Source organism: Pseudomonas palmensis (assembly GCF_017848315.1).
GTDB lineage: Bacteria > Pseudomonadota > Gammaproteobacteria > Pseudomonadales > Pseudomonadaceae > Aquipseudomonas > Aquipseudomonas palmensis.
Genome location: NZ_JAFKEC010000013.1, coordinates 93,915 through 110,606 on the forward strand (window position 1 = coordinate 93,915; position 16,692 = coordinate 110,606).

Here is a 16,692-nt window from a genome sequence, read left to right on the forward strand (position 1 = left end):
TCTCCCGAATGGTATTGCGTTAGGTCAGGCGACGCCGCGATGGTTCAGTGAATCTGCGCCCAAAGGCGCCAGGCAGACACCTCACTGCACCGGCAGAAAGTTCATCAGCAACAGGCTCTGCGCATAGTTCAGGCCGATGCGCCGGTAGCGCTCGTCGAGCATCTGGGTCAGCAGGTCCAGGCGCGCGACGATCTTGCCGAACTCCACGGCAAAGCTCAGGTTGCTGCCCGCCTCGGAGATTTCGTTGGAGAACAGCAACAGCACGCCATTGGCATCCTGGCGCTGGCTCAGCAGCCAGGTGGCCTTCTCGATGTTGCGCGCTGCGTTGCTGACGAACTGCGGGTCGATGGTGTCGGTGATGAAGAATTCGGTACGCCCGCCATGGGCGGTCACCAGCATGCTGCCGATGGCGTAGATGAACGCGCCAACGCGATCGCCCCTGAACTCCGGGCTCAGGGCATAGCTCAGTGCCGCCAGGTCGCGGCGCTCGCCCAGCTGCGGCAAGGCCTGGCGCTGCTCGATGGCCTGGCGGATCTGCCGCTCGGCACTGGCAGCATCGAGAAAGCCCGATTCGCGCCACTGGTTGGGGTTGCGCAGGTACAGCTTGCTCATCAACAGGTACAGGCTCTGCAGGTTGTCCTGCATCGACAGCGTGGCCATGCGATCGACGCTGGTCTGGAACAGTTCCTGGGGCCGGCCGTTGCCCAGCTGGGTGGCGATATCGCGCCCCTGCTGCTGGGTACAGCCAGCGGCGCAGGCCATCAGCGTGCCCGCCAGCAACAGCCGGCGCAGCACGCGCTGGGGTGGAACGCAAAGCGGATAAACCATCGGCACCGGGGTCTGAATTCACGGGCCGCGTTGGGGATCGACGCGGCCTGGCGATGAATAGAGCCGAAAAAACGCAAAAAGTGCGATAACCGCCAGACCGCAGTGGCGCCACGCCGCACTATTGGAGCACCGCGCCCCGCTCCTCCAGCAGTTTCACGAACATCGCCAGGCTGCGCGACACCGTGCCGCTGCGCCATACCAGCCAGGTGCGCAGGTAGCGAAAACGTTGCGACATCGGCCACACGCTGACCGTGGCGCACCCCGGCATGCTCTCGAGCATGCTGCGTGGCATCAGCGCCAGCCCCGCCCCTGCGCTCACGCAGGCGAGCATGCCGTGGTAGCTCTCCAGTTCGAAGATCTTGCCCGGCACGGCGGCATCCTGGGTGAACCAGCGCTCGAAATGATGGCGGTACGAACAGTTGGCCCGGAACGCATAGATGCTCTGCCCGTTGACGTCCTGGCCACGGTGGATCGGCGCATGGTTGAGCGGCGCGATGATGACCATCTCCTCCTCGAACACCGGCACGCCCTCCAGCGAGGGGTGCAGCACCGGGCCGTCGACGAAGGCCGCCGCCAGGCGTCCCGACAGCACGCCCTCGATCATGGTGCCCGACGGCCCGGTGGAGAGGTCCAGCTCGACCTTGGCGTACTGCTGGTTGTAGGCCGCCAGCAACGCGGGGATGCGCACCGCTGCGGTACTTTCCAGCGAGCCCAGCGAGAACGCCCCCTGGGGTTCCTCCCCCGCCACGGTCAGGCGGGCCTCCTCCACCAAGGCCAGGATGCGCTTGGCGTACTCCAGGAAGGTCCAGCCGGCCGGCGAGAGGCGCAGGCGCAGCTTTTCACGAATGAACAGCTCCACCCCCAGGTCGGCTTCCAGCTGCTTGATCCGCGTGGTCAGGTTCGACGGCACGCGGTGGATGTGCTGGGCGGCTGCGCTGATGCTGCCGTGCTCGGCCACGGCGGTGAAGATCTCAAGCTGTACCAGGTCCAAAAACATTCTCCAAACGTGAAAGAAACCGTTTTTATTATTCAGTTTTCGAAAGATTAGCACGGCATTACGCTGGGCCCCTGTTTCCCTTCCGACAGGAACGCCCGCCATGACCGACATAACCAGCCACACCCATGCCCTCTCGATCAACCCGGCCACCGGTGAACGCATCGGCCACTACGCCTATGAAACCGACGCACTGATGGACGCCGCCCTGGGCCGCGCCGCTGCCGGGTTTGCCGGCTGGCGGCGTACCCCGCTGGCCACCCGCTCGGCCCTGCTGGTGAAACTGGCCGGTGTGCTGCGCGACAACGCCCAGGCCATGGCGCAGATGATTACCCTGGAAATGGGCAAGCCTGCGGCCCAGGCCCGCGGCGAAGTGGAAAAGTGCGCCCAGCTGTGCGAGTGGTACGCCGAGAACGGGCCGGCCATGCTGGCCCCCGAGCCAACCCAGGTACCCGACGCCAAGGCCCACATCGAATACCGCCCACTGGGCCCGATCCTGGCGGTGATGCCGTGGAACTTCCCGCTGTGGCAAGTGCTGCGCGGTGCGGTACCCGCGCTGATCGCCGGCAACACCTACGTGCTCAAGCACGCGCCCAATGTGATGGGCTCGGCCTACCTGCTGCGCGATGCGTTCCAGCAGGCCGAATTCCCCGAAGGCGTGTTCGAGGTGCTCAACGTGACGCCTGAGGGCGTATCCAGGGCCATCGTCGACCCGCGCATCGTCGCCGTGACCCTTACCGGCAGTGTGCGTGCCGGTGCCGCCATCGGTGCCCAGGCCGGTGCCGCGCTGAAAAAATGCGTACTGGAACTGGGCGGCTCCGACCCGTTCATCGTGTTGAACGATGCCGACCTGGATGCCGCCGTGCAGGCTGCCGTGATCGGCCGCTACCAGAACACCGGCCAGGTGTGCGCGGCAGCCAAGCGGCTGATCGTCGAAGCCGGCGTGGTCGAGGCATTCACCCGCAAGTTCGTCGAGAAAACCCGCGCGCTGGTGATGGGCGACCCGTTGCTGGCCGACACCTACCTGGGGCCGATGGCGCGTCATGACCTGCGCGACGAGCTCGACCAGCAGGTCCAGGCCACCCTGGCCGAAGGCGCCACGCTGCTGCTGGGCGGGCACAAGGTCGAAGGCCCGGGCAACTACTACGCGCCCACGGTACTGGCCGACGTCACCGACCAGATGACCTCGTTCCGCCAGGAGCTGTTCGGCCCGGTGGCCTCGATCATCACTGCCCGGGATGCGCGCCACGCCCTGCAGCTGGCCAACGACAGCGAATTCGGCCTGACCTCGACCGTGTACACCCGCGATGCGGCACTGGCCCGACAACTGGCCGACGAACTGGAGTGCGGCGGCGTGTTCATCAACGGCTACAGCGCCAGTGATCCGCGCGTGACCTTCGGTGGGGTGAAGAAGAGCGGCTTTGGCCGCGAACTCTCGCACTTCGGCGTTCGCGAGTTCTGCAACGCGCAGACCGTATGGTTCGATCGCCACTAAAGTACGAAGCACCTTCCTATAAAGCGCAGGATAAAAAAATAGGCTTATCCTGCGTTTAATAGATACCCATGGCAGCGCTTATCCATTAGCCTCAACTCACTCTCAAACACAGCAGGCACCTTGCCACTATAAAAATCAGCACCTTTCATCTATTTTGCGCCCGCTTGCAACTGCCAAACATAACTCGAAATAACAGTCTTGATTGGAGCGTTCGAATGTCGAAAAAACTCTTCACCCTCACCGTGCTCGGTGGCCTGATGCTGGCCAACAGTGCCTTTGCCGACAAGCTCACGGTGATCTCCTATGGTGGCGCGAGCAAGGCCGCGCAGGTCACCGCGTTCTACAAGCCCTACGAAGAAAAGACCAAGACCCAGGTGATCGCTGGCGAGTGGAACGGTGAAATCTCCAAGCTCATCGCCATGAACGACACCAAGACCGTGACCTGGGACGTGCTCGATACCGAAGACACCGACCGTGCCCGTGGCTGTGAAGAAGGTCTGTTCGAAAAACTCGACTACGAACGCCTCGGCACGCCGGGCGACTGGATCGAAGGCACCAAGAGTGACGACGGCTGTGGCGTCGGTATCTTCGTGTGGTCCAACGTGCTGGCCTACAACGCCGACAAACTGAAAGTCGCCCCTACCGGCTGGGCCGACTTCTGGGACGTGAAGAAATTCCCGGGCAAGCGCAGCCTGCGCAAGTCTGCCCGTGGCTCGCTGGAATTCGCCCTGATGGCCGACGGCGTGCCGCCTGCCGAAGTCTACAAGCTGCTCAGCACCAAAGAAGGTGTGGACCGCGCCTTCAAGAAGCTGGACGAGATCAAGCCGTACATCCAGTGGTGGGAAGCCGGTGCACAGCCGCCGCAGTACCTGGTGGCTGGCGATGTGGTGATGGCGTCCTCGTACAACGGCCGCATCCACGCTGCACAGCAGAGCGGCAGCAACCTGAAGATCGTCTGGAACCAGAACCTGTACCAGTTCGACGAGTGGGCCATCCCGCGCGGCACCAAGAATCTGGACAAGGCCTACGACTTCATCAAGTTCGCCATGCAGCCTGAGCAGCAGAAGCTCTACACCGAGCAGATGGCCTACGGCCCGTCCAACACCAAGGCCGCCGAAATGCTCGACAAGTCGCTGGCTGACGACCTGCCCACCGCGGCAGAGAACCAGAAGAATGCACTGCGGGTAAACGTCGAGTTCTGGCTCGAGAACGCAGAAACGCTTGAACAGAAGTTCAACGCCTGGGCTAGCAAGTCCTGATTTCCCCTCCCTGTGCGCCTCATGGATGATCAGCGCACAGGTTCTATTCTCCTGTCCAGGGCCCTCCCCGCAGCCATGTCCAGTCCGCTAGACTGCGATCCTCTATCGTGTCTGGATCGTGGATTGCACATGAAACTCGCCACAGCCCTGGAACAGACCTCCCTCAGCCAGGCCACCGTGGTCGCGGGCAGGCAATGCCTGGACCGCGACCTGGCGTGGGTGCATATCGTCGATCACCCCGACATCTTCAATTGGCTGAAAAAGGGCGACCTGCTGCTGACCACCGGCTACAACTGGCCGCAGGACCCGCAAAAATGCCGCGACATGGTTCGCCGGCTGGCCGAGCTGGGCCTGGCCGGGGTCGTGATGGCAGTCCCGCACTTTCACGAACACTTCCCCCAGGCGGCCATCGAAGAGGCCGACCGCTGCTGTTTTCCCTTGCTGGAACTGCCTTGGGAAGTCGCCTTCAGCGACATCACCCAGCAGGTTCTCGAACAGATCATCAACTTCCAGACCCGCATCATCCGTCGCTCCGACCTTATCCACCGCATGCTCACCCGCGCCGCCATCGAGGCCGACAACCTGCAGAGCCTGGCCAGCGCCCTCACCAGCGCCCTGGAACTGCCGGCGCTGATCGTGGCCAGCTCCGGCAGTGTGCTGGGGGCCAGCGAGTCGGCCAATGACGCTGTGGAGCTTGCCGTGATGCGCCACCTGAACGAGCAGGCCAACCTGCTGCAGGGGGTCGAGCCGCAGGTGCTGGAGCTGGACGCCGATGCCGGCGCGTTTCGCCTGGGCTGCCCCATCCGCCTGCAGGGCGAGCGGGTCGGGGTGGTGTGGCTCAAGGGCCAGCGGGACAGCTTCGAGGAGCTGCACTGCCGCGCAGTGGAACATGCTGCGCTGATCGCCGCCCTGCAGCTGTCCCATCAACGCGAATTGCTGGACCAGGAAAACCGCCTGGGCCATGCGCTGGTGGCAGGTCTGCTGGAAGGCAAGTTCCCCGAAACGCCGCGCGCCATCGAACGTGCGCTGGTGTCCGGCTGGTGTCATACCCGCGATTACCGCGTGTGCCTGGTGTTGCTGGACGAGCCGATTCCCCTCAGCCGCGAGGGCTTCCAGCGGCGCAAGGAGCAGGCCGAGCGCATCACCGAGATCATGCAGGGGTTGGGAATCGCGCCCCTGCTGTCGGTGTCGTTGAACCAGATCAGCCTGATCGTGCCGGCCGATGTGATGCCCGAGTCGATCTGGAAGCATATTCGACTGGACGGCGGCGCCATGGCCGCCAGCCGCGTGCACCGGGGCGTGGCAGGCATGGCCCAGGGCGCCGGGGATGTGGCCACCCTGCTGCCGCTGCTGCGCCCGGGCAAGCTGCATGGGTTTGACGAAGTGCTGTTTCCGCGGGCGCTGATGGGCGACGACGATGCACGGCGCATGCTGCTGGAGCGCCTGGTGACCCCGCTGACCCGGCACAAGAACGGTGCCATGCTCATGGAAACCCTGTGCACCCTGGCCAGCGAAGGCTTTCAGCTGGCCAGCAGCGCCCGCTGCCTGGACATCCACATCAGCACATTACGCTACCGCGTGGAGCGCATCGAAGAGCTGCTGCAGCTGTCGATGGAGAACCCGCAGGCGCGCTTTCAGCTGCAGGTGGCAACCGAGATGTACCGCCTGCAGAACGACGCCTGACAAACAATCTGCTGCCTGTACCGCCAGGTGGCGGGCCAGGCCCGCTCCAGCAGGCCGTCAGAGGCCTTGCGGGAGCGGGCTTGACCGGCGCTGGAGACACCTCGACCACCCCCGCAGCATAGTGTGCTGCCAACCCCCTCAATACGGCATTTATGCCTGGCCCAAGCGGTCATCTCGGCATCGGTCACTGCGTGCCTGTTCTTACAATCGTGCCATTCACCGGACCCGTAGAAGGCACCCTCTCCATGTTGAAAAGCACACTGCGTGACCCCTCGCTGCTTGTCGAACGCGCTTACGTCAATGGCAGCTGGATCGATGCCGACAACGGCGAAACGATTGCCGTGATCAACCCCGCCGACGGCAGCGAAATCGCCCGGGTCCCGGCCCTCGGCGCCGCCGAGACGCGACGCGCCATCGAGGCCGCCCAGGCCCGTTTCGAAAGCTGGCGCGAAGTCCCCGCCGCCACCCGCGCACGTCACCTGGAAGCCTGGTACAGCCTGATCCTGGAAAACCAGGAAGACCTGGCGCTGATCATGACCGCCGAACAAGGCAAGCCCCTGAGCGAGTCGCGCGGCGAAATCGGCTACGGCGCCAGCTTCGTCAAATGGTTTGCCGAAGAGGCCCGTCGCATCTACGGCGACACCATCCCCGCGCCCACCAACGACCGCCGCATCCTGGTGCTCAAGCAGCCGATCGGCGTGGTGGCGGCCATCACCCCGTGGAACTTCCCCAACGCGATGATCACGCGCAAATGCGCGCCGGCCCTGGCCGCCGGCTGCACCGTGCTGGTCAAGCCGTCCGAGATGACCCCGCTGTCGGCCCTGGCCCTGGCGGTACTGGCAGATCGTGCTGGCATCCCGGCCGGGGTGTTCAACGTGCTCACCGGCCTGCCTGCCGGCATCGGCAGCGAAGTGACCGCCAACCAGGCCGTGCGCAAGTTGTCGTTCACCGGCTCCACGCGCATCGGCAAGCTGCTGATGAGCCAGTGCGCCGACACCCTCAAGCGCCTGAGCCTGGAGCTGGGTGGCAACGCGCCGTTCATCGTGTTCGACGACGCCGACCTCGACCTGGCGATTGCCGGGGTGATGCTGAGCAAGTTCCGCAACGCCGGGCAGACCTGCGTGTGCGCCAACCGCATTCTGGTGCAGGACGGCATCTACGACCGCTTCGCCGAGCGCCTGCGGGCTGCCGTGGCCGAGCTGAAGGTGGGTGATGGCCTGGGCGAGAACGTGACCATCGGCCCGCTGATCAACGCCGCCGCCGTCGCAAAAGTCGCCAGCCACATCGGCGATGCGGTGGAAAAAGGCGCCAGCATCTCGATTGGCGGCGTGCCCGACGACACCGGCCTGTTCGTGCAGCCGACCGTGCTGCTGGACGCCACCACCGACATGCTGCTGGCCACCGAAGAGACCTTCGGCCCGGTTGCCCCGCTGTTCCGTTTCAAGGACGAAGCCGAGGCCCTGGCCATCGCCAACGCTACCCCGTTCGGCCTGGGCGCCTACTACTTCACCCAGGACATGCGCCGCGCCTGGCGTGTGGGCGAGCGCCTGGAGTTCGGCATGGTCGGCCTGAACACCGGGATCATCTCCATGGAAGTGGCCCCGTTCGGCGGCATGAAACAGTCCGGTACCGGCCGTGAAGGCTCCAAGTACGGCCTGGACGAGTTCCTCGAAATCAAGGCCTGGCACATGGGCGGCCTCGACTGAATACCTGCGTTCCCGAACCCCTGACACCATCGTTAGTTAATGGAGCTGCACCATGAATTCTGCACTGACTGAAAATCAACGCCTGCTGGCCCTGCGCGAGCAGCACGTACCCCGCGGCATCGCCACCGCCCACCCGATCGTGGTCAGCCACGCCCAGGGTTCGGAGCTGTGGGACGTGGACGGCAAGCGCTACCTGGACTTCGTCGGCGGCATCGGCGTGCTCAACGTCGGCCACAACCACCCGCGTGTGGTCGAGGCCGTGCGCCGCCAGGTGGGCGAGATCTCCCATGCCAGCTTCCAGGTGGTGGCCTATGCGTCGTACATCGATGTGGCAGCGCGCCTGAACGCCATGGTCGGTGGCGGCGAAGCCTACAAGAGCGTGCTGTTCACCTCCGGCGCCGAAGCGGTGGAGAACGCCATCAAAATCGCCCGTGGCTACACCAACCGCCCGGCGGTGATCTCGTTCCGCGGCGGCTTCCACGGGCGCACCCTGCTGGGCGTCACCCTGACCGGCATGAGCCAGCCGTACAAGCAGAACTTCGGCCCGTTCCCGGCCGAGATCTACCACGCCACCTACCCCAACGAATACCGCGGCGTGAGCAGTGACGACGCCCTGGCCGAACTCGACCACCTGTTCGCCACCGACGTGGCCCCCGACCGCGTGGCGGCCATCCTGATCGAGCCGGTGCAAGGCGATGGCGGCTTCCTGCGCGCCCCCGATGCCTTCCTGCGTGCCCTGCGCGAACGCTGCACGCGCCACGGCATCGTGCTGATCCTGGACGAGATCCAGGCCGGCTTCGGGCGTACCGGCAAGCCGTTCGGCTTCCAGCACTCGGGCATCCAGCCTGACCTGGTGACCGTGGCCAAGAGCCTGGCCGGCGGCATGCCGCTGTCGGGTGTGGTGGGGCGTGCCGAGATCATGGACGCGCCGACCCCGGGCGGCCTGGGCGGCACCTACGGCGGCAACGCCGTGGCCTGCGCGGCTGCACTGGCGGTGATGGACCTGTTCGAGGAAGAAGACCTGCTGGCCCAGGGCGAGCAGCGTGCGGTGCAACTGCGTGAAGGCCTGCTGGCCCTGCAGAACCGCTACCCGTGCATCGGCGACGTGCGTGGCCTGGGCTTCATGCAGGCCATCGAGATCGTGGCCGACGACGCCGCGCAGACCCCGGACGCGAACCTGGCCCAGGCCATCATCGACCAGGCCCGTGAAGCCGGCCTGCTGGTGATCAAGTGCGGCGTGTACCGCAACGTGGTGCGCTTCCTGGCACCGCTGGTGACCACCGAGGCGCAGATTTCCGAAGCGCTGCGCATGCTCGACCAGGCGTTGACCCGCGCTACGGCCTAATCCGCCCCTCTGCGGCGCCACCTTCGCTGGCAATGCCGGCTCCCGCCGGGAGCGGCCTTGCCAGCGAAGGCCCCGTGGGTGAAAGTGTGTTTTTTTGTCATCCCGCATTTCAGGAGTCAGGAATGGAAGCGGCAACCAAGCTCGATCGGATCGATATCAACATCCTGGTCCAGTTGCAGAAAGACGGCCGCATGACCAACGTCAGCCTGGCCGAAGCCGTGGGGCTGTCGCCCAGCCCGTGCCTGCAACGGGTCAAGCGACTCGAGGCGGCAGGCTATATCAGCGGCTACGAAGCCCACCTGAACCTGGCCAAGTTCGCCAACTCGGTAACCATCTTCACCGAAGTCACACTGAGCGACCACAAACGCTCCGACTTTCAGAAATTCGAATCGAGCATCCGCAACATCGACGAAGTGCTCGAATGCCACCTGATCAGCGGTGGCTATGACTACCTGGTGCGCTTTCTGACCAGCAGCATCCAGCATTACCAGGAGCTGATGGAAACCATCCTCGACCAGAACATCGGCATCGAGAAGTACTTCAGCTACATCGTGATCAAGTCGCCGGTGATGAAGAACAAGGTGCCCCTGCGCAGCCTGCTCGCCGCCGTCTAGCGCCTGGCCTCGGCCTGCTGTTCATGCAGGCTGTCGAACAACGCCTGGGCCGCAGCCGACAGTTCGTGGCCCGGCTTGCTCAGCACCCCGATGGCACGTTCCACCGGGTCGCGCAGGGTGATGCAGCGCGCGCCCAGCTCGTGCATCTGGCCGGCGCACAGGGCCGGCACCGCGCTGACCCCAAGCCCGCTGGCCACCATGCGACCCACTGTCACCAGTTGATGGCTCTCGAACTCCACCGCCAGCTTCATGCCGCGCGCCTTGAGGTGTTCTTCGAGCATCACGCGCACGTTCGAGGGCCGTTGCAAGGTAATGAACGGCTGCTGCAGCAAGGTCTGCCAGTCGATTTCATCCAGCGCGGCCAGGGGCGAATCCAGCGGCACCACGGCAGTGAACCGGTCGACGTACAGGGGCGAGAACACCAGCGACGAGCCTTCGAACGGTTCGAACGCCACCCCCAGCTCCACCTGGCGGTCACGCACCATCTCCAGCACCTGTTCGTTGATCACGTCGTTCACCGTGACCCCGATGTTCGGGTAGCGGGTGCGAAAGTTCTTCAGGATGGGCGGCAGCAGGTTGCCGGCGAACGACGGCATCGCCGCAATGGTCACGCGCCCGCGCTGCAGGGTGAAGCGCTGGCGGATCTCGTCCTCGGCGTTGTCCCAGTCGGCAAGCAGGCGGCGCGCCAGGGGCAGCAGCGATTCGCCTTCCGGGGTCAGCGTGACGTTGCGCGTGGTGCGCGTGAACAGCCGCCCGCCCAGGCCCTCCTCCAGCGACTTGATGGTCAGGCTCAGTGCCGACTGCGACAGGTGCAGACGCTCGCAAGCCACCGCAAAACTCAGGCTCTGGGCCACTGCCCAGAAGGCACGCAACTGCTTGACGGTCATGCTGACTCCGGCAAAACGGGGAATTGTTGAGGTTTATCGATCAATCCATCTCAAAAATCAACTTAACAAATATATGTAATGGCGCAACACTCACGCCACTGGTCCACTAACAAGGAGAATATTCCATGCAAGACGTCGTCATTGTCGCGGCCACTCGTACCGCCATCGGCAGTTTCCAGGGTTCGCTGGCCGCCATCCCGGCCCCGGAGCTGGGCGCAGCGGTGATCCGCCGCCTGCTGGAGCAGACCGGGCTGGCCGGCAGCGAAGTGGATGAGGTGATTCTGGGCCAGGTGCTCACCGCCGGCAGCGGCCAGAACCCGGCGCGCCAGGCCGCGATCAAGGCCGGCCTGCCCCATGCGGTACCGGCCCTGACCCTGAACAAGGTCTGCGGCTCGGGCCTCAAGGCCCTGCACCTGGGCGCCCAGGCAATCCGCTGTGGCGACGCCGAGGTGATCATCGCCGGCGGCATGGAGAACATGAGCCTGGCCCCCTACGTGCTGCCTGCCGCGCGCACCGGCCTGCGCATGGGCCATGCCAGCATGATCGACAGCATGATCAGCGACGGCCTGTGGGATGCCTTCAACGACTACCACATGGGCATCACCGCCGAGAACCTGGTGGACAAGTACGCCATCACCCGTGAGGCCCAGGACGCCTTTGCCGCCGCCTCGCAGCAAAAGGCCTGCGCGGCCATCGAAGCCGGCCGCTTTGCCGACGAGATCACCCCGATCCAGATCCCGCAGCGCAAGGGTGAGCCGCTGGTGTTCGCCACCGACGAACAGCCCCGCGCCGGCACCACCGCCGAGTCGCTGGCCAAGCTCAAGCCGGCGTTCAAGAAGGACGGCAGCGTGACGGCGGGCAACGCCTCGAGCCTCAACGACGGCGCAGCGGCGGTGCTGCTGATGAGCGCGGCCAAGGCCAAGGCCCTGGGCCTGCCGGTACTGGCGCGCATTGCGGCCTATGCCAATGCGGGCGTGGACCCGGCGATCATGGGGATCGGCCCGGTCAGCGCGACCCGTCGCTGCCTGCAGAAGGCCGACTGGTCGCTGGATCAGCTGGACCTGATCGAAGCCAACGAAGCCTTCGCGGCCCAGGCGTTGTCGGTGGGCCAGGAGCTGGGCTGGGACGCGAGCAAGGTCAACGTCAACGGCGGCGCGATTGCCCTGGGCCACCCGATCGGTGCCTCGGGTTGCCGTGTGCTGGTGTCGTTGCTGCACGAGATGATCAAGCGTGATGCGAAGAAGGGCCTGGCGACCCTGTGCATCGGTGGTGGGCAGGGTGTGGCGTTGGCCATCGAGCGCGCCTGACCCTCGATCTGCAGCGCCTCGTCGCGGGTCAAGCCCGCTCCCACAGGATTGCCGTGGCCCCTGTGGGAGCGGGCTTGACCCGCGATGGCGTCGACACCTTGCATCGCCTGGCTACTGCACCTGCACCATCAGTTCCACCTGCACCTTGGCCAGCATGTGCTCCATCCCCCCGCCCCGGCGCATTCCGCGCACCGGGCACGCATCCAGGTAATCCAGCCCCACCGCCAGCTTCAGGTGGCGCTCGGGCCTGGCCAGCCGATTGGTGATATCGAAACTGTACCAGCCCTCCCCCAGCCAGGCTTCGGCCCAGGCATGGCTGGCCAGATGCGTGGCGTCCTCGGTGCACAGGTAGCCCGACACGTAGCGCGCCGGGATACCCAGGCTGCGCACACAGGCCAGAAACGCATGGGTATGGTCCTGGCACACCCCCGCCTGCCTGGCGAACGACTCGGCCGCGGTAGTGCCCACCTCGGTCGCGCCGGGGCTGTAGGGCATATGCTCGGCCAGCGCATTCATCAGCTCGATCAGCGCCGCCCTGTCGCGCCGCTCGCCGCAATGCTGTGCGGCAAACGCCAGCAGCGCCTCGTCGGCGGCGGTCAGCGGGCTGCTGCGCAGAAACGGCAGCGGCGACTGCAGGTCCGGCTCCACCTCGCGGGTGGGGTCGATCTCCACCTGGCCGTGGGCGCACAGCACGATCTCGCCGTGGGGCTCGTCCAGGGTCAGTACATGCAGCACGTTGCCATAGGGGTCGAGCTGGCTGCGCACCTTGCGCGGCATGTCCACCTGCCAGTCGATGACCCGCTGGCGCTCGCTGTCCTGGGGCGTGAGGCGCAGGAACTGGATGCTGGTGCACACCTCGTTGGCATAGCTGTAGGTGGTGTCGTGGCGAATGGACAGTTTCATACCACCTCCAGGTAGGCGTCGTGAATGGCCTGGCCCAGGTCGCGGACCTGATCGATGAACTCGATCAGCCAGGCGTGCAGGCCTGCATCGAGGATCTCGTCGATGCCGGTGTAGCGCAGGCGAGCGTTGAGGCCGGCGGCCAGGCGCTGCGCCGGGCGGCCGTTGATGCCGGGCAGGTTGGACAGTTCAAGGTCCAGCTCCTGGATGCAGGCATGCAGCGAGCGCGGCACCTCGGCGCGCAACAGCAGCATTTCCGAAACCTGCTCGGCGTTCGGTGCGTTGCGGTAGATCTCGTTGAAAGCCTCGAACGACGACAGGGCGCGCAGCAAGGCGCTCCACTGGTAGTAGCCACGGGCCGACTTGTCGCTGACCTCCTCCGACTCCTCGCCAAACATCTCGTAGCGTGCATCCAGCAGGCGCAAGGTGTTGTCGGCACGTTCGATGAAGGTGCCCAGGCGAATGAAGCCATAGGCCTCGTTGCGCATGATGGTGCCCGAGGTGGCCCCGCGAAACAGGTGCGAACGCTCCCGCACCCATTCGCAGAACTGGCTGATGCCGTAGCGGCCCAGGCCGTTGCCGGCAATGGCGCGCATCTCCAGCCAGGTGGCATTGATGTTCTCCCACATGTCGGCGGTGATGCGCCCGCGCACGGCGTGGGCATTGCTGCGCGCCGCACGCAGGCAGCAGTAGATGCTGCCGGGGTTGGCCTCGTCCAGGGCAAAGAAGTGCAGCATGTGCTCGGTGTCGAGCGCGCCGTGGCGGGCCTTGTAGTCTTCCAGCGTGCCGGCCGCCAGCAGCGACATGGCCAGCTCCGCGTGGCCGTCGCTGCGTCCGGCCTGGGGCATCAGCGACAGCGAATAGCTCACTTCGAGCATGCGCGCGAGGTTTTCCGCGCGCTCCAGGTAACGCGACATCCAGTAGAGGTCTGCAGCAGTTCTTGAAAGCATGGTTCAGTCCTCCACCACCCAGGTGTCCTTGGTACCGCCGCCCTGCGACGAGTTGACCACCAGCGAGCCTTCGCGCAGCGCCACCCGCGTGAGGCCGCCGGGCACCAGGCGGGTCTGGCTGCCCGACAGCACGAACGGGCGCAGGTCGATATGGCGCGGGGCAATGCCGCTTTCGACAAAGGTCGGGCAGGTGGACAGGCACAAGGTGGGCTGGGCGATGTAGTCCTGCGGCCGGGCCTTGAGGCGCAGGCGGAACGCTTCGATCTGCGCTGCCGTCGACGCCGGCCCCACCAGCATGCCGTAGCCCCCGGAGCCCTGGGTTTCCTTGACCACCAGGTGCTCCAGGTTGGCCAGCACATGGGACAGCTCGGCCGGCTTGCGGCACTGCCAGGTGGGCACGTTCTTCAGAATCGGCGCTTCGTCCAGGTAGAAGCGGATCATCTCGCCCACGTAGGGGTAGATCGACTTGTCGTCCGCCACCCCGGTGCCGACCGCGTTGGCCAGCACCACGTTGCCCAGGCGGTAGGCGGCAATCAGGCCGGGCACCCCGAGCATCGACTCGGGGTTGAAGGTCAGCGGGTCGAGGAAGGCGTCATCCAGCCGGCGGTAGATCACGTCCACCGGCTGGGGGCCGCAGGTGGTGCGCATGAACACGCGGTCGTCACGCACGAACAGGTCGGCGCCTTCCACCAGTTCCACCCCCATTTCGCGGGCCAGGAACGCATGCTCGAAGTACGCACTGTTGAAGCGCCCCGGGGTCAGCACCACCACCGTGGGGTTGTCCAGCGGGCTGGCGCTCCTGAGCGTGTCGAGCAGCAGGTTGGGGTAATGGTCGATGGGCGCGATGCGCTGGGCGGCGAACAGCTCGGGGAACAGGCGCATCATCATCTTGCGGTCTTCGAGCATGTAGCTCACGCCGCTGGGGGTGCGCAGGTTGTCCTCGAGCACGTAGTAGCTGCCGTCGCCATCGCGCACCAGATCCACCCCCGCGATATGCGCATAGAGGCCCCGGTGCAGCCCCAGGCCACGCATGGCCACCTGGTAGCCCTCGTTGGCCAGCACCTGCTCGGCCGGGATGATGCCGGCCTTGAGGATGCGCTGTTCATGGTAGATATCGGCCAGGAACATGTTCAGTGCCTGCACCCGCTGGATGCAGCCACGCTCGATGACCTGCCATTCGCTGGCCTTGATGCTGCGCGGAATGATGTCGAACGGGATCAGGCGTTCGGTGCCCTGCTCGTCACCGTAGAGCGTGAAGGTGATGCCTGCGCGGTGGAACAGCAGGTCGGCTTCGCGGCGGCGTTGCGCCAGCAGTTCCAGCGGCGTGTCCGCCAGCCAGCGGGCAAACTCGCGGTAATGCGGGCGACACTGGCCCCCTGCGGCATACATTTCGTCAAAAAAAGCTCCGGACATACCCCACTCCTCGCCGTGTTCGTAACGGCTTCTTCTAATTGGCTGCTGTCTTCCAGTACCCGGGCCTTTCAACAGACTTTAGCAAGGGCTGTGCCCAACGCCCGGGAATCGCTCTGCCACGCCCCTTGAGCGCGGCGGGCGACCCGAGCGGTGCATGCATTTGCCCCATAACGGTGCGCGCAACCTCCCCGGTGCACGCTGCGCACCTTTTCGTAAAGACTTGTATCTACGGGGCCTCCCCAGCAGCACATGGCGATCTGGTGGCCTAGAATGCCGACACCTCTTTTCTGCGAGTTGCTGCCATGACCGCTTCGCCATTGCTGACCGCCTTCCTGCCCGTTGCGCTGGGCATCATCATGTTCGGCCTGGGGCTTTCGCTGACCCTGGCCGACTTCGCCCGGGTGGTGAAATACCCCAAGCCGGTGGTCATCGGCCTGGTGTGCCAGATCCTGCTGCTGCCCTTCATCTGCTTTCTGATTGCCAACGGTTTTGGCCTGGCACCGGCCCTGGCGGTCGGCCTGATGCTGCTGGCGGCCTCGCCCGGCGGCACCACCGCCAACCTGTTCAGCCACCTGGCGCACGGTGACGTGGCGCTCAACATCACGCTGACGGCGGTAAACTCGCTGATCGCGATCCTGACCATGCCGCTGCTGGTCAACCTGTCGCTGAGCTACTTCATGAGCGCCGACCAGGCCATCCCGCTGCAGTTCGCCAAGGTGCTGCAGGTGTTTGCCATCGTGCTGGTGCCGGTGGCGCTGGGCATGCTGGTGCGGCGCCTGACCCCGGCCTTCGCGGCGCGCATGGAGAAGCCGATGAAGCTGGTGGCGGCGCTGTTCCTGGCCGGCACGGTGATGCTGGCGCTGATGAAAGACTGGGCCACCGTGGTCGAGTACGCGCCCCTGGTAGGCGCAGCCGCGCTGTTGTTCAACCTGGTGAGTCTGGGGCTGGGCTACTATGTGCCGCGGATGCTGAAGATTCCGAAGCGCCAGGCCATCGCCATCGGCATGGAGATCGGCATCCACAACGGTACGCTGGCGATTGCACTGGCGCTGAGCCCGACCCTGCTCAACAACTCGACCATGGCCATTCCGGCGGCGCTGTACAGCCTGATCATGTTCTTTACCGCCGCCGGGTTTGGCTGGTGGGTGAGCCGCAACCCGGAACCGGTGGCAGTGCTCGACTGACTGCACGGCAAGGCCGGCTGCTACGGGGTTCTGTGAACGGCGCAACCCCCTGTAGGAGCCGGCCTTGCCGGCGAAGGCCAACACCGTTCAATTGCGTTGCTCCAATCGCCGCTGCCGTCTGCCCAGC

14 protein-coding genes are annotated in these 16,692 nt (G+C 65.3%); 8 read left to right on the forward strand and 6 right to left on the reverse strand.

Annotated elements, in window-relative coordinates; translation table 11 throughout:
* Positions 1-81: 81 nt before the first annotated feature.
* Positions 82-828, reverse strand: a complete 747-nt coding sequence (locus JZZ72_RS10300; RefSeq protein WP_043861224.1) for a hypothetical protein — start codon at positions 826-828, stop codon at positions 82-84.
* Positions 829-946: 118 nt separating this feature from the next.
* Positions 947-1,819: a putrescine utilization regulator PtrR gene (ptrR, locus tag JZZ72_RS10305; RefSeq protein ID WP_088515131.1), complete on the reverse strand. Its 873-nt coding sequence runs from the start codon at positions 1,817-1,819 to the stop codon at positions 947-949.
* 106 nt (positions 1,820-1,925) lie between these two features.
* Between ptrR and JZZ72_RS10310 the strand changes: the two genes are divergently transcribed.
* The 6 genes from JZZ72_RS10310 (at position 1,926) to JZZ72_RS10335 (ending at position 9,924) form a co-directional block, all read left to right on the forward strand.
* Positions 1,926-3,317: an aldehyde dehydrogenase family protein gene (locus JZZ72_RS10310; protein ID WP_210014425.1), complete on the forward strand. Its 1,392-nt coding sequence runs from the start codon at positions 1,926-1,928 to the stop codon at positions 3,315-3,317.
* Positions 3,318-3,532: 215 nt separating this feature from the next.
* Positions 3,533-4,576 (forward strand): polyamine ABC transporter substrate-binding protein, encoded by a 1,044-nt coding sequence (locus tag JZZ72_RS10315; RefSeq protein ID WP_043861222.1) that lies wholly within the window; start codon positions 3,533-3,535, stop codon positions 4,574-4,576.
* 129 nt (positions 4,577-4,705) lie between these two features.
* The gene (locus JZZ72_RS10320; RefSeq protein WP_210014426.1) at positions 4,706-6,259 is read left to right on the forward strand and encodes a PucR family transcriptional regulator; all 1,554 of its coding nucleotides are present in this window, start codon (positions 4,706-4,708) and stop codon (positions 6,257-6,259) included.
* Between the two features lie 245 nt (positions 6,260-6,504).
* Positions 6,505-7,965 (forward strand): NAD-dependent succinate-semialdehyde dehydrogenase, encoded by a 1,461-nt coding sequence (locus JZZ72_RS10325; RefSeq protein ID WP_210014427.1) that lies wholly within the window; start codon positions 6,505-6,507, stop codon positions 7,963-7,965.
* A 52-nt stretch (positions 7,966-8,017) separates the two neighbouring features.
* Positions 8,018-9,310 carry a 4-aminobutyrate--2-oxoglutarate transaminase gene (gene gabT / locus JZZ72_RS10330; RefSeq protein ID WP_043861219.1) on the forward strand — a complete coding sequence of 431 codons (1,293 nt, stop codon included), beginning with the start codon at positions 8,018-8,020 and terminating at the stop codon, positions 9,308-9,310.
* A 122-nt stretch (positions 9,311-9,432) separates the two neighbouring features.
* Positions 9,433-9,924 (forward strand): Lrp/AsnC family transcriptional regulator, encoded by a 492-nt coding sequence (locus JZZ72_RS10335; protein ID WP_043861218.1) that lies wholly within the window; start codon positions 9,433-9,435, stop codon positions 9,922-9,924.
* Here the strand turns inward: JZZ72_RS10335 and JZZ72_RS10340 are convergent.
* The gene (locus JZZ72_RS10340; protein ID WP_043861217.1) at positions 9,921-10,811 is read right to left on the reverse strand and encodes a LysR family transcriptional regulator; all 891 of its coding nucleotides are present in this window, start codon (positions 10,809-10,811) and stop codon (positions 9,921-9,923) included. The two genes, JZZ72_RS10335 and JZZ72_RS10340, sit on opposite strands and share 4 nt — an antisense overlap.
* Positions 10,812-10,936: 125 nt before the next feature.
* Between JZZ72_RS10340 and JZZ72_RS10345 the strand changes: the two genes are divergently transcribed.
* Positions 10,937-12,118, forward strand: coding sequence for an acetyl-CoA C-acetyltransferase (locus JZZ72_RS10345; RefSeq protein WP_043861216.1), 1,182 nt, complete (start codon positions 10,937-10,939; stop codon positions 12,116-12,118).
* A gap of 111 nt (positions 12,119-12,229) precedes the next feature.
* Here the strand turns inward: JZZ72_RS10345 and JZZ72_RS10350 are convergent, their stop codons facing one another.
* Genes JZZ72_RS10350 through JZZ72_RS10360 form a run of 3 tightly spaced genes read right to left on the reverse strand, consistent with a single transcriptional unit; the run spans position 12,230 to position 15,381 of the window.
* Entirely contained in the window at positions 12,230-13,021 is a 792-nt protein-coding gene (locus JZZ72_RS10350) for a transglutaminase family protein (protein ID WP_054914468.1), read from the reverse strand.
* Positions 13,018-13,968 (reverse strand): alpha-E domain-containing protein, encoded by a 951-nt coding sequence (locus JZZ72_RS10355; protein WP_043861214.1) that lies wholly within the window; start codon positions 13,966-13,968, stop codon positions 13,018-13,020. Before JZZ72_RS10355 ends, JZZ72_RS10350 begins: the two co-directional genes overlap by 4 nt.
* A gap of 3 nt (positions 13,969-13,971) precedes the next feature.
* Positions 13,972-15,381 (reverse strand): circularly permuted type 2 ATP-grasp protein, encoded by a 1,410-nt coding sequence (locus JZZ72_RS10360; RefSeq protein ID WP_043861213.1) that lies wholly within the window; start codon positions 15,379-15,381, stop codon positions 13,972-13,974.
* A gap of 302 nt (positions 15,382-15,683) precedes the next feature.
* Between JZZ72_RS10360 and JZZ72_RS10365 the strand changes: the two genes are divergently transcribed.
* On the forward strand, positions 15,684-16,565 hold the full coding sequence (locus tag JZZ72_RS10365) for a bile acid:sodium symporter family protein (RefSeq protein WP_043861212.1): 882 nt from the start codon (positions 15,684-15,686) through the stop codon (positions 16,563-16,565).
* Positions 16,566-16,692: the final 127 nt, after the last annotated feature.